Genomic DNA, 12,792 nt, shown 5'->3' on the forward strand with positions numbered 1-12,792 from the left:
CTGTCGTCCTGGGACGGTGGACACATGGGGGAGAACACCGCTGTCGCCGACCACCGCCCGACTCCGAGGGGCGGGGCCGCGCTGACGCTCCGTGCACGGAAGCCCGGGTACGCGGTCATGCAGGAGTGCCTGGCCATCCAGGCTGAGGGGCCGGCGCGAACCGGCTGGCAGCGCTTCTGGGGGCACGACCCGCTTCGCGACGAAGCCCGCTCGTGGTTCAAGGGCGCTGTGGGAGAACGGCAGGTCGCTGCCCAGCTCGATGCGCTCGGCCCCGAGTTCACGGTGCTGCACGCGGTACCGGTCGGGAAGAGCACGACGGACATCGACCACGTCGTCGTCGGACCCACCGGCGTGTTCTCGATCAACACCAAGAACCATTCGGGGCAGAAGGTGTGGATCGGCGGACGGATGCTGACCGTGAACGGGCAGCGGACACCGCACGTGCACCGCGCCCTCGCCGAGGGGGAACGAGCGACTCGCCTGTTGTCCGCCGCAGCCGGCGGACCGGTCCCGGTCCAGCCGATCCTGGTCATCGCAGCGGGAACGCTGCAGTTCGGGAAGACCGCACCGGCCGTCGTGACGGTCGAGCCCCGTCAGATCGGCGCCTGGATCAGGGATCTGCCGCGAGTCCACTCCGACGAAGCCGTCCGGTTCCTGTCGATGCTGGCCGAGGAACGTGGGACCTGGCATGTCGAGGCTGTCGTGGTGAACGACACCCTTCGCCACGTCCAGCGATTCGAACGGCTCGAGCGGGAGATCGGCCAGGCGGCGCGGCGGAAGCGGATGATGCGCCGCGCCGTCGCGGTCGCCGTACTTGCAGTCCCGGCAGGAGCGTTGCTGGGCTACTGGTGGGCGATCGCCGGAGCCGCTTTGACCGCGAGCAGCTGAGCAGCGGCCGACCTGCCCGGCGTACTCGACTGGTACGACCGTTCGAGTCAGCCGTCGCTGGTCGGGACGCCACCCTGCATCTGCACCCGCATCTGGGCGAGGACGTCGGCGTGCAGGAAGTTCGCCGCCTCGGCACTCGTCGGGTCGACCACGATGCCGAACTCCTCGGGCAGCGCGGTCACGAGCTCGGACATCGGAACCGGACGCCCCTCGGCGTCGGGCAGGCCAGCGGCGAGTTCGGCGGGGTCGGTGAAGACGGGCACGAACGGCTTGTCACGGATCATGACGTGCGCGACGCTGCCGGCCTCCGGAGTACCCGATGGCTTCCACGGCACCCACGCCGCGCTGCGCAGGAAGCCCGCCGGCGAGGCGGCCATCCGGCGGCGGAGTTCGGCGGCCGCGGTGGGCGGGGCCTTGTCGACGCCTCGGCCGAAGGCGGATCCGTTCGTCTCGTCGTTGCTCACGCCAACCATGCTGTCATGCTGGACGGACACGCCGGGGCTGAGCCGGGCCTCCAGGTCGTCACCCGGCGCACGAGGAGGTGCGCCGGGCGTCGGACCGGTGCGGCTCAGTACGCGGCCGACTGCCCGCCGTCGATCGGGACGACCGTCGCGTTGACGTAGGACGCGTCGTCGGACAGCAGGAACGCGACGACGGCGGCGATCTCGGGGGCTTCGCCGTAGCGCTTCGTCGGGTTGACCTGGATGAACTCCTCGGCGGCCTTGCGGGGGTTCTCCGCGTCGAGCTGCTTCATCGAGTTCTCGACCATCGGCGTCCAGATGGCGCCGGGGGCGATGGCGTTGATGCGGATGCCGTAGCGGCCGTACTCGACGGCGGAGTTGCGGGTCAGGCCGACGACGCCGTGCTTGGCGGCGGCGTACCCGGACTGGTTGCCGATGCCGCGGATGCCGCCGACGCTCGCGGTGTTCACGACCATGCCGGAGCCCTGCTCGCGCATGACCTTGAGCACCTTCTCGAGCCCGAGGAACACGCCACGCAGGTTGATCGACACGACCTTGTCGAACTCGGCGGCGGTGAACGACTCGGTGGGGTTCTGCTTGCCCTCGATACCGGCGTTGTTGAAGAAGCCGTCGATGCGGCCGAAGCGCTCGGTGGTGGCTGCCACGTAGGCGTCGACCTGGGCCTCGTCGGAGACGTCGGCGACGGTGGTCAGGACCTGGGCGTCGGGGGCGGCCTCGAGGACGGCGGCCTTCGAGGCCTCGAGTCCCTGCTCGGAGACGTCGACGAGGGAGAGCGCAGCGCCCTCGGCGGCCAGACGGACGGCGGTGGCGCGACCGAGGCCGGAGCCGCCGCCGGTGATGAGGACGACGCGGTCGGCGAAGCGGGATGTGCTGGTGCTGGTTTCGGGCATGGGGAGGCCTCCTGAGGTCTTCGACGATGAATTCCCTTTAGGCTACACCTGTCGTTTTGCAGGGTGTGCTGGCGACCTCAGCTCGTGATGACCGTGGTCGTCGTCGCGGTGGTCGCCGCCATGATGACGATCATCGCCGCGGCCTGGATCTCCTCGAGCACGGCCTTCACCGCGGGGCTCGCCCAGGTGCCCGAGGTGATCTCCTTCACCAGGCCCTTGTCGACCGCGCCGAACTGCTTGCGGAGCGTGTTCGTCGCGTCGAGCAGCCCGATGACCGCAGCGGAGAACGGTGTCGGGGCCGCCCGCCGAGCCAGGACGTCCGCGATGCCTGATCGCAGCAGTGCCTCCGGGGCTCCGTCGCGCTCCGGGTGCTTCGTGGTGGGGAAGAGCCCGAGCACCTTGCCCTGCTCTACGCTGATGATCCCTCGCTCGACGAGTCCGGCGAAGACGTCGTCGCGGAGCCGCTGCTTCCCGAGCCGGCTCACCCACCACTTCGCCTTGCGCGGCGATCCGGACGCCGCGATCGAGCCGATGACACCGTCGAGCACCGGGTCGCCCGTGGCGGCGCCGCCGACGACGGTGACCAGGCCGTTCTGCAGCGAGACGGCACCGCGGAGCGCGAGGTCGGCGAGGACCGCTCCCGCGAGACCGGTGTCCAGCGTCTGCCCGTCGAGGGACTTGCGGCCGTCGGGTTCGACCTGGAGGAGCGCGAACGCCTGCGGAACTGTGAGTTGCTCAGCCATGTCCGCAGCCTGCCACGCGGGGCGGAGGTGCGCCGGGCCTCCAGGTCGACACTCAGCGGCGGCAGACCGCCCGACGTCAGCAGGCGTTCAGCACCCGCTCCATCGCATCGCGCTCGGCCGGTGCGACCCACAGGCGGTACTCGGCCTTCACGGACACCTGGTGCTCGATGTAGGTGCAGCGGAAGGCCTTGTTCGCGGGCAGCCAGGTCGCGGCGTCGCCCGAGCGCTTCTGCGAGTTCGACCGGCCGTCGACGGCGAACAGGTTCGACGGGTCGTTCGCCAGGGCCTCACGCTCCGACTGGCTGAGCTGCTGGGCACCGGTGCGCCAGGCGTTCTCGAGCGCGACGACGTGGTCGATCTGCACGAGGGTCGAGGTCGTGTTGCCGCGCACGAAGTCGATCGTCGCGCCGGTGTACGGCGAGACGAGCGTGCCGGTCACCACCTTGCACGGCCCCTGGCGCACGATGCCGCTGAGGTCGCGCGCGAGCACGTCGTTCCGGGTGTCGCAGCCGTTGTGGTCGACGTCGATCCACGCGCTGCCGAACTCGCCGGTGCGGTCGTACCCGGTGCTGGCGGCCTTGCCCTTGACGGGCAGCGTGGCGAGGAGCGCGCGGGCGTCCGCAGCGTCGGTGCCGGTCGACGTGCTGACGGTCGGATCCGTCGGATCCGTCGGACCCGTCGGACTGGAGGCCCGGCTCGGCTCCGGTGCGTCGCGCTCGGTGCCGACCGTGGCCGTGGCGACCGCCGTTGGCCCGGCGGCGGCGTCGGCGTCCGGTCCGAGGACGCCGGTGGCGTCGAGGGCGTAGCCACCGACCGCGAGGGCCAGGACGACGAGGACGGAGGTGAGGCTGATGCGGGTGCGGCGGCGTCGGCGGGACGTCATGGGTGCGTGGAACTCCTGGTGGTGCGGCGGTGCAGCGGTGCGGTGGTGCAGTGGTGCGGTGGGGCCGGCCGGGGTGGCCTCGACGATCATGGCGGAGACCTCGGACATGGCCGTGGACCGCCACGCTCTGAACCGATGCGCGACCACGGCGTAGACAGGTCCGCATGACCGATTACGCGAATCCGTCCGTGTCCGTCACCGGTGGGTCGATGCCGCTCCTGGGCTTCGGCACCTGGCAGATCCCCGACGGCGAGGCCCCCGCCGCCGTCGGCGAAGCACTGGCGGCCGGGTACCGCCACATCGACACCGCCACCGGCTACAGCAACCAGCGCGGCGTCGGCAAGGCCCTCGCCGAGTCCGGACTCGCCCGCGACGACGTGTTCGTGACGACGAAGTTGCCGCCGGACAACGCCGAACGGGTGCGCGAGACCATCGAGGAGAGCCTCGACCAGCTCGGCCTCGACCACCTGGACCTCTGGCTCGTGCACTGGCCGCCGAACGGCGAAGCCCGCCCGGACGTGTGGGAGCAGGTCCTCCAGGCGCAGGCCGACGGACTGACCCGAGCCGTGGGTGTGAGCAACTACTCACTCGACCAGATCGACGAGCTCGTCACCGCGACCGGCACCACCCCCGCCGTGAACCAGATCAAGTGGAGCCCGGTCGAGTACGACCAGACGATCGCCGACGGGTTGGCCGAGCGCGGGGTCGTGCTCGAGGGCTACAGCCCGTTCAAGGCGAGCAACCTGCAGGACCCGACGCTGCTCGACATCGCCACCGCGCACGACGCCGACAGCGCCCAGGTCATCGTCGCGTGGCACGTCGCGCACGGCTTCGTCGTCATCCCGAAGTCGTCGAACCCGGAGCGCATCCGGTCGAACGCCGCCGGTGCCCGCATCGAGCTGTCGGCGGACGAGGTTACGGCGATCGACGCGCTCGCACGCTGACGCGCCCGCCCGCCCGCCGACGCTCGCGCCCGCTGACACCCGCGCCCGCGCCCGCGCTCGCCTGACGCGCAACCGCGCACCGCGCGTCAGGCGAGCAGCGAGCGGATGTCGTCGGCGGTCAGGTCGTCGGCGAACAGGGCGTCGTCGTCGATCATCGTGGCGAACAGCTCGGCCTTGCGCGCGGCGAGTGCGAGGACCTTCTCCTCGATGGTGTCCTCGGCGATGAAGCGCTGCACGCTCACCGACCGGGTCTGCCCGATGCGGTGGGTGCGGTCGACGGCCTGCGACTCGGCGGCGGGGTTCCACCACGGGTCGAGCACGAACACGGTGTCGGCCTCGGTCAGGGTGAGTCCGAAGCCGCCGGCCTTCAGCGAGATGAGGAACGCGGGCGCGGTGCCCTGCCGGAAGCGCTCGATGACCTCGGGGCGCTTGCGGGTCGAGCCGTCGAGGTACTCGTAGCCGACCCCCCGTTCGTCGAGGGCATCGGACACCATCCGCAGGAACGACGTGAACTGGCTGAACACCAGGGCGCGTCGGCCCTCGGCGGCGAGCTGCTCGAGCTCGTCGAGCAGCAGGTCGAGCTTGGCGGACGGGATCGGCGTCGACGGCGACAGGGGCGAGTCCGACCCGTTCGAGACCAACGCTGGCGACAGCGCGAGCATCCGCAGCAGCGTCAGCGACCGGAACACGACCATCCGGTTCTTCGACAGGTCGTCGATCAGGTCGAGGACCTTCAGTCGCTCGCGGTTGAGCGTGCGGTCGTACAGCTCGCGGTGCGCGGGGTCGAGCGTGACCCGAACGACCTGTTCCTGCTTCGGCGGCAGGTCGGCGGCGACGGCCTGCTTCGTCCGGCGGAGCATGAGCGGCCGGATCCGACGCCGGAGCTTCGCGGTGAGCTGCTGGCGTGCTTCGCCCCGGAGCTCGGGGGAGGCGAGCGGCTTCACGTAGTCGTCGCCGAACCGGGTCCAGGTGGACAGCAACCCGGGCGCGACGATGTGGAACAGCGCCCACAGGTCGGTCAGCCCGTTCTCGAGTGGGGTGCCGGTGATCGCGAACTTCACCGGTGCCTGCAGCTCGGACGCCACCCGGTGGGTCTGCGACTGCGGGTTCTTCACGAACTGCGCCTCGTCGAGCACGAGCGCCGACCACGGCAGGTCGGTCCACGCCTGCGAGTCGAGCCGGAGCAGCGCGTACGAGGTGACGACGACGTCCGCCTGCGAGGCCGTGCGGGCGACGAGCCCGGGGTCCTTCAGCGACGTCGAGGTGACGGCCGCCACTCGCAGTGACGGCGTGAACTTCGCCGCCTCGGCCACCCAGTTGCCGACGACCGAGGTCGGCGCGACGACGAGGAACGGTGGCCCGTCGGGTTCGGCGGCACGGCGCGCGGCGACCATCGCGAGCACCTGCAGGGTCTTGCCGAGGCCCATGTCATCGGCGAGCACCCCGCCGATGCCGTGCGCCGCCAGGAACGACAGCCACGCGTACCCGGCGTGCTGGTACGGCCGCAGTTCGGCGTGCACGGTGTCCGGCACCGGGACGTCACCCGGGGGAGTCGCCCCCATCAACCCCGCGGTGATCGCCTGCCAGCGCTCGTCGTGCGAGGTCTCGTCGGCGAGCAGGTCGAACTCGGTCCACAGCCCGGCCTGCAGCGGCGTCACCTGGATCGGCTGGTCGGGCTCCCACTCGTCGAGGTCGCGGGCCTCGTCGATGAGTTCCTTGAGCCGGTCGAACGCGGGATCCGCGAGCGACAAGTAGGAGTTGTCGACGAGCTTCAGCCGCCGCTGCCGACCGGCCAGGGCGGTGAGCAGCGGGGTGAACGGGATCTGCTTGCCGTTCACGCTCACGATGATGCCGAGGTCGAACCAGTCGTGCTTGTCCGACGGCATCGTCGTGACGCGGATGTGCGGCCGCCCGCTCAACCGCTCGTAGTCGAGGCGCTCACCCTGCACCACCGTGCGGACGCCGAGCGCCGGCAACTCGGGCAGGAACTCGTTCGCGAACACGGCGACGTCGGCCCCGTCGATGGTGCCGTCCTGGAACCAGTCCAGTCCGCCACCGGGTCCGGCAGGGCGGACGGGAGGCTCGCCAGACGTCGCGTCGTCGGCTCGCGCTGTCGACGTGGCGGGTTCCAGGGCCGCGGGCACGTCGGCGTCGGCGGTCGCCGCCTCGGTGCCGGCTCGGTCGTCGGTGCTGGCTGAGTCGTCGGTGCTGGCTGGATCGTCCGCGGCGCGGAGCCCGGTCAGGTCGGGGAGCGGCCCGTGCAGCGACACCGGGTCCTTGCGGCCGTCGACGTGCCAGCGCCAGTGCAGGTGCACCCGGTCGTCGGTGCGGGGTGCCCTTGCGGGCTCGAACGTCGCCGTCAGCACGAGTTCGGGCGGGGTGCGCTCGGGCAGCTCGACCGAGCCGTCGGAGCTGACGAGCCCGAGGGCACCGCGCAGCCGGGGCGACCAGTCGGCCAGGAACTCGTCGACCTCGGCCGTCGGCACCGTGATGCGGGTGCCCTCGAGGAGCATGCGCCGTTGGTCGTCCGGCACGGGCGCCGGGGTCGGTGCGAGCCCGACCGTGAACTCCGGGCTCTCGCGGAACACGTACACACCGTGGTCGCCGACCATCCGCGCCGCACCGGGGACGACCGGGCGGCCGTCGAGCACCGCGCTCGCGCCGATCACCACGGCGTCGTCGTGCCGGGCGACACCGGGCCGAGAGACATCGAGCAGCACCTGGGCCTGCTCGCCGAGGACCACCCCGCCCTCGCGCTTGCCGGTCACGAAGGCGATGTCGAGCCCCGACGCCTGCCGGAGCAACGGCCACAGCAGCGGGCTGCGGAAGTCGTCGAGGTGCAGCCAGTCGCTCTCGCCGGGCAACCCCGCCAGCTGACCCGCACGGTGCAGGGCCGCGAGCTGCATGAACCACCCGTGCTGCTCGGCGCCGAGGCCCAGGCGGTTCTGCGAGTAGGGGAGCGTGCCCCAGGTGAGCTGCCCGCGCACCCAGTTGCCGGCGTCGCTGCGGGTCACCGGCCGGACCCCGAGCCGGACCGTGCGGGACGGCGCCGGCAGGGCTCGGCCGGCGGCCCGGGCGCGGGCCGCGAGGGCGGCGGGGACCGCGTCGCGCAACTCGAACTGCAGACCCATCCGGGTGCCCTGCGGGGTGACCGCCTGCTCGTCGTCACCGGCGAGGCGGGCGAGGTCGTGCCTCCAGTCCGAGGGCGGCGGAGCCGGCGCTTCCGGACGCGGGCCGGCGTTGGCGGCCAGGGCACGCGCGTTGATGGTGAGCAGTGCGGCGGCGACGTGCTTGCAGTCGCCGCCGAGGGGGCAGCTGCACGTGCTGCGGACCGGGCGGATGAAGTCGCCGCGCGCCACGGTCATGTCGATGCGGCACTCGTAGGGGTCGTCAGCGGTGCCCGTGACGGTCGCCGTGACGGTGCCGTCGTCGGCGTTCCAGACGGCATCGTCGACCAGGCCGGCACGGACGACGTCGCGCGCGCGACCGAAGGTCTGCGGCCCGACGAAACGGATGACGTCGACGGCGTCGATCATCGGGGCTGCTGGCACGGGTCAATCGTGCCAGGTGCCACCGACGCGCGGAGCCGCCGACCCGAACGGCACACATCGAGCAGGGCTACCGTCTGCGTGGACGGGCGACGACTGCTCGCCGCTCTCCACTCGATTGGACACGCTCATGCCGGACCGCTTGCGGTGGGTGCACGACTCCGCAGACCACTGGAACGTGTGGCTCGGCTCCGAGGTCGTCTGCGACGTCACCCGGACGGACCAGTTCACGGTGGACTCGCCGGACCACTCGATCAACGGGGCGCACTCCTCGCTCGAGAGCGCTGCGGCGCAGGTGCAGGGCTGGGTGCGCTGGAGCGGACGCTAACCCGCCCGCCCGCTCGCTACGGCTTCGTCGCGTCGGTCGGCTCGCCGGCCGCCAGCTTGCTGTGCTTCCGCGAGTAGCCGAAGTACACGCCCAGGCCGATCGCGAACCAGACCGCGAACCGCACCCACGTCTCCCACTGCAGGAACGTCACGAGCCACAGCGACGCGATGACGCCGATGATCGGGATGACGGGCATGAACGGCAGCCGGAACTGACGGTCGAGGTCGGGCTGGCGGTAGCGGAGCACGATCACCGCGGAGCAGACCACCACGAACGCGAGCAGGATCCCGATGTTCGTGAGTTCGGCGACGACGCCGATCGGCAGGACGCCCGCCAGGATCGCCGATGCGATGCCGAGGATCCACGTGACGCGGGTCGGGACGTGGCGCTTCGGGTCGGTCTTCGAGAACCACTTCGGCATCAGGCCGTCACGGCTCATCGAGAACCAGACGCGGCTGGCGCCGAGCATGAACGTGACGAGCACCGTGACGATGCCGACGATCGCGCCGATCGCGATGACGTTCGCGACACCGCCGAGGCCGACCGACGCGAACGCCGACGAGAAGCCCGAGGCCGGGTCGATGTCCGTGTACTTCTGCATCCCGGTCAGCACCAGGGTCGCCAGCACGTACAGGACCATCGAGATGCCGAGCGACAGCAGGATCGCCTTCGGCATGTGCTTGCGGGCATCGACGGACTCCTCGGCCGCGGTGGACATGGCGTCGTAGCCGAACACCGCGAAGAACACCGTCGCGGCACCGGTCATCACACCGCCGAAGCCGAACGGGAAGTACGGGGAGTAGTTCGCGCTGTTGATGTGGAACACGCCGAGCACGACGATGAGCACGACGAGCGCGACCTTGATGCCGACGGCGACGAACTCGAACCGGGCAGCACTGCGGATGCCGCGGGTGAGCACGAACGCGGTGACCAGGCACAGGATGATCGCGAAGACGTCGATCACGTGGCCGTCGCCGGTGCCGGGCGCGCCGAGCATCCAGGCGGGCAGGTCGATGCCGAACTGGCCGACCAGGAACCCGACGTAGCCGGAGATGCCGATCGCGACCACCGCCACGATCGCGGTGTACTCGAGCAGCAGGTCCCACCCGATGAACCACCCGACGATCTCGCCGAGGACCGCGTAGCCGTACGTGTACGCACTGCCGGCCTTCGGGATGAGGCCGGCGAACTCGGCGTACGACAACGCTGCGGCGGCACTCGCGACGCCGGCGACCAGGAAGCTGATGAGGACCGCGGGACCGGCGACGCCGTTCGCCACGGTGCCGGCGAGGGTGAAGATCCCCGCGCCGATGATGCCGCCGATGCCGATCGCGGTGAGCTGCCAGAGGCCGAGGTGCCGTTTCAGGCCACCCTCGGCTCCGGTGTCGTCATCGATCGTCTCGATGGGCTTCCGTCGGAAGAGCGTGCGTGTCGTCGTCGTCACCCGCCCATGGTGCACCTTGCGGCGGCGCAGTGCACCCCATCCGCCAGCCGGACCGCAGCCGTTCGGCGTAGACACGATCCCATGCGCCATCCCACACGGATCGAACCCGGCCCCGGACAGGAATCGGTCTGGGACTACCCCCGCCCGCCCGCCGTCGAGCCCGTCACCGCCCGCGTCGTCGTCCGGTTCGGCGGCACCGTCGTGGCCGACACCACCGACGCCGTGCGGGTCCTCGAGACCTCGCACCCGCCGGTGTACTACCTGCCGATGGCCGACCTCGACCTCCGCCCCGCCCAGGGGTCGAGCATGTGCGAGTTCAAGGGCCGGGCGCGGTACTTCGACGTGGTCGGCGGGGACGGCACCGTCGCGAGCCGCGCCGCGTGGAACTACCCGACACCCGAGCCGGGGTACGAGTCGCTCCAGGACCGCGTCGCGATCTACCCGTCGGCGATGGACTCGTGCGAGGTCGGCGGCGAAGTCGTGCAGTCGCAGGACGGCGACTTCTACGGCGGCTGGATCACGTCGGACGTCGTCGGGCCCTTCAAGGGGGCCCCGGGCACGCTCGGCTGGTGACCCGCGTCAGCGGTTTGCGTAGGGCGACCAGAACGGCGGTGGGAACGCCCCGGCGGTCGCGATGACGAGCAGCTGCCAGACGATCATGGCCAGCCCGGCCGCGCCGATCACGATGCCGATCCACGCCCACACCTGCACCGCCCGGCGACGGCGACCGGCGATGACGATCGCCCGCCAGCCGCTCAGCACGCAGACGACGCCGAACGCCGCACCCAGCAGGACGTGCCGGACCATGCCCTGCGCCGGCACGATGATGCCGAGGTAGAACGCGACCGGGCCGAGCAGCACGGCGAAGGTCGCCGGGGCTGCTGGCGGTTCGTGGTCCCGAGAGGGTGCTCCCATACGTCTGAATGTACCGAGCCGGTCGGGTTCCGTACACGTGCGAGCACCGTCGCCCGGGAGCAGGCACGATGGACACATGCATTCCTTCCTCCGCGTCCTGCTCGGCCTGGCGCTCGTGTTCGCCGGCACGAGTCACCTCACCTTCGCGCGCAAGGAGTTCACGGCCCAGGTTCCGGAGTTCGTGCCGCTCTCCGAGGACGCCACCGTGCTGGCCTCGGGTGTTGCCGAGATCACCCTCGGTTCGGCGCTCGTGCTCGCGCCGAAGCCGGCCCGGCGCTTCGTCGGTTCCGTCGCTGCACTGTTCTTCACGGTGATCTTCCCCGGCAACTTGTCGCAGTGGGTCAACCGCCGCGACGCGTTCGGCCTGGACACCGACGAGAAGCGCGTCGCGCGCCTCTTCGGGCAGCCGCTGCTCATCGCCGCGGCCCTCTGGTCCACGCGCGGCCGGCGGTCCTGATGGACGCGCCCGCCCGGTCGTCCGGTCCGGCCGACGCCGGTTCGGCTCCCGGGTCCGGGCCGGAGTCGGTTCCGGGTCAGGAGTCGGTTCCGGGGGCGCGTCTCGATCCGCTCGGGTCGGCTCCGGCACGGTTCGGACGGGAGGCCCGCCACCCCCTGGCAGGCCGCCGCCGCGTCGCGGACATGGTCGCCTCCATCGCCCTGCTCGTGGTGCTCACGCTCGAAGCGTTGGCAGCGGGGTGGGGCATCAAGCTCATGTCGTTGGCGTTCGTGTCGTGCGCTGCCCCGGGGAACACCTGCAACGTGGGGCTCGGTGACTCGGTCGTGACGGTCGGGCCGATCCTGATCGCGCTGGTGCTGGTCGCCTCGATCGTGGTGTGCATCCTGCGGCTGGTGCGGCGTCGGCTGGCATGGCCGGTCGTGCTCGTCGGGATGGCCGCCGTCGTCGCGGTGTTCTTCGCGGCGCTGCTCCTCATCGAGAGCTCGGTGACGCACGGCATCTGAGGGGCGCTGCCGTCCCGAGGTTCCGAAATCTCGGCATGTCGGCGCCCTGTTCGTCGAGGTCTGGAACCTCGGGGATCAGCGTGCGGCACGTCGTGGAACCTCGCCGAGCCGGTCGGGTTCGGACTGGAGGCCCGTCCAGCGTCGTTCTCGCGCTGGTCGAACCCGTGCACCGCGACGACCGCGGGGGCGTCGGGATCGCCGAAGTCGGACGGCTGCGGCCTCAAGGTCGTCCTCCACAGGTGGCTGCGGCGGCGAGGTTGTCCACAGATGCACACGGCTGCCGTCGGTGGGCGGGCCGGGTTCGCGACGCTGGAGTCATGCCTGACACCGACACCCTCGACCGCCTGATCCGAACCCCTGTCCGTACCGACGACGACGTCGTCCAACTCGTCGCCGCCCTGGTCGACCGCCCGGTGCGCCGGCAGTGCTGGGTGGTGTTCCTCGACGAGCTCGGGATGTCGATCCCGTTCCTGCTGCCCATCGCGGACCTGCCCTACCAACCGGACGAGCACGTCAGCGACTTCGCGTCGTTGATCTCCGAGATCGTGGGGCAGCTCGGTGCGGTCGACGTCGTCCTCGCGTGGGAGCGGCCCGGTGTCGACCGAGTGCACCCGGTCGACTGGGAGTGGGTCGATGCATGCGCCTGCGCCCTCGACGAGCACGCGATCCGGCTGCGCGCGCAGGTCATCGTCCACGACGGCGGGGCCGCGATGGTCGAACTCGACGAGCACGACCAGGATCAGGACGTCGCGTGACCGGCGGGCCCG

The 12,792-nt window shown here is 71.1% G+C and carries 13 protein-coding genes and 1 pseudogene; 7 read left to right on the forward strand and 7 right to left on the reverse strand.

Translation table 11 applies throughout. The features are described from left to right. The first annotated feature begins 24 nt into the window (after window positions 1-24). Window positions 25-888 carry a nuclease-related domain-containing protein gene (locus EDF51_RS00210; RefSeq protein ID WP_134193418.1) on the forward strand — a complete coding sequence of 288 codons (864 nt, stop codon included), beginning with the start codon at window positions 25-27 and terminating at the stop codon, window positions 886-888. 47 nt (window positions 889-935) lie between these two features. Here EDF51_RS00210 and EDF51_RS00215 read toward each other — a convergent pair whose 3' ends face one another. From EDF51_RS00215 to EDF51_RS00230, 4 genes are all read right to left on the reverse strand, one after another. After that, complete coding sequence (locus EDF51_RS00215) at window positions 936-1,352, reverse strand: SseB family protein (RefSeq protein WP_166673464.1); 417 nt, start codon at window positions 1,350-1,352, stop codon at window positions 936-938. Window positions 1,353-1,456: 104 nt separating this feature from the next. Beyond that, window positions 1,457-2,260 carry an SDR family oxidoreductase gene (locus EDF51_RS00220; RefSeq protein WP_134193422.1) on the reverse strand — a complete coding sequence of 268 codons (804 nt, stop codon included), beginning with the start codon at window positions 2,258-2,260 and terminating at the stop codon, window positions 1,457-1,459. A gap of 77 nt (window positions 2,261-2,337) precedes the next feature. Beyond that, window positions 2,338-3,003, reverse strand: coding sequence for a GPP34 family phosphoprotein (locus EDF51_RS00225; protein WP_134193424.1), 666 nt, complete (start codon window positions 3,001-3,003; stop codon window positions 2,338-2,340). Between the two features lie 76 nt (window positions 3,004-3,079). After that, window positions 3,080-3,994 carry an HNH endonuclease family protein gene (locus tag EDF51_RS00230; RefSeq protein ID WP_208321806.1) on the reverse strand — a complete coding sequence of 305 codons (915 nt, stop codon included), beginning with the start codon at window positions 3,992-3,994 and terminating at the stop codon, window positions 3,080-3,082. A 56-nt stretch (window positions 3,995-4,050) separates the two neighbouring features. Between EDF51_RS00230 and EDF51_RS00235 the strand changes: the two genes are divergently transcribed. Next, window positions 4,051-4,830, forward strand: a complete 780-nt coding sequence (locus EDF51_RS00235; RefSeq protein ID WP_208321807.1) for an aldo/keto reductase — start codon at window positions 4,051-4,053, stop codon at window positions 4,828-4,830. Between the two features lie 86 nt (window positions 4,831-4,916). Here the strand turns inward: EDF51_RS00235 and EDF51_RS00240 are convergent, their stop codons facing one another. After that, window positions 4,917-8,381 (reverse strand): DEAD/DEAH box helicase, encoded by a 3,465-nt coding sequence (locus EDF51_RS00240; RefSeq protein ID WP_134193426.1) that lies wholly within the window; start codon window positions 8,379-8,381, stop codon window positions 4,917-4,919. A 127-nt stretch (window positions 8,382-8,508) separates the two neighbouring features. On the opposite strand from EDF51_RS00240, the gene EDF51_RS00245 reads away from it, so the two are divergent. Beyond that, window positions 8,509-8,706, forward strand: a complete 198-nt coding sequence (locus tag EDF51_RS00245) for a hypothetical protein (RefSeq protein ID WP_123292404.1) — start codon at window positions 8,509-8,511, stop codon at window positions 8,704-8,706. A 16-nt stretch (window positions 8,707-8,722) separates the two neighbouring features. On the opposite strand, the gene EDF51_RS00250 is transcribed toward EDF51_RS00245, so the two are convergent. Beyond that, complete coding sequence (locus tag EDF51_RS00250; protein ID WP_123292405.1) at window positions 8,723-10,150, reverse strand: amino acid permease; 1,428 nt, start codon at window positions 10,148-10,150, stop codon at window positions 8,723-8,725. An 81-nt stretch (window positions 10,151-10,231) separates the two neighbouring features. On the opposite strand from EDF51_RS00250, the gene EDF51_RS00255 reads away from it, so the two are divergent. Beyond that, window positions 10,232-10,723, forward strand: a complete 492-nt coding sequence (locus tag EDF51_RS00255; RefSeq protein ID WP_134193428.1) for a DUF427 domain-containing protein — start codon at window positions 10,232-10,234, stop codon at window positions 10,721-10,723. 6 nt (window positions 10,724-10,729) lie between these two features. Here EDF51_RS00255 and EDF51_RS00260 read toward each other — a convergent pair whose 3' ends face one another. Next, window positions 10,730-11,065, reverse strand: coding sequence for a hypothetical protein (locus EDF51_RS00260; protein WP_134193430.1), 336 nt, complete (start codon window positions 11,063-11,065; stop codon window positions 10,730-10,732). Window positions 11,066-11,141: 76 nt separating this feature from the next. On the opposite strand from EDF51_RS00260, the gene EDF51_RS00265 reads away from it, so the two are divergent. From EDF51_RS00265 to EDF51_RS00275, 3 genes and pseudogenes are all read left to right on the forward strand, one after another. Continuing rightward, window positions 11,142-11,522: a hypothetical protein gene (locus EDF51_RS00265; RefSeq protein WP_134193432.1), complete on the forward strand. Its 381-nt coding sequence runs from the start codon at window positions 11,142-11,144 to the stop codon at window positions 11,520-11,522. Then, window positions 11,489-12,025, forward strand: a pseudogene (locus tag EDF51_RS20220) (DUF6264 family protein); the annotation flags it as partial. The gene EDF51_RS00265 and the pseudogene EDF51_RS20220, both read left to right, overlap by 34 nt. Before the next feature lie 317 nt (window positions 12,026-12,342). After that, window positions 12,343-12,780: a hypothetical protein gene (locus tag EDF51_RS00275; RefSeq protein WP_123292410.1), complete on the forward strand. Its 438-nt coding sequence runs from the start codon at window positions 12,343-12,345 to the stop codon at window positions 12,778-12,780. Window positions 12,781-12,792 lie beyond the last annotated feature (12 nt).

The organism is Curtobacterium sp. PhB25 (genome assembly GCF_004365375.1).
In the GTDB taxonomy this organism is placed as follows: Bacteria; Actinomycetota; Actinomycetes; order Actinomycetales; family Microbacteriaceae; genus Curtobacterium.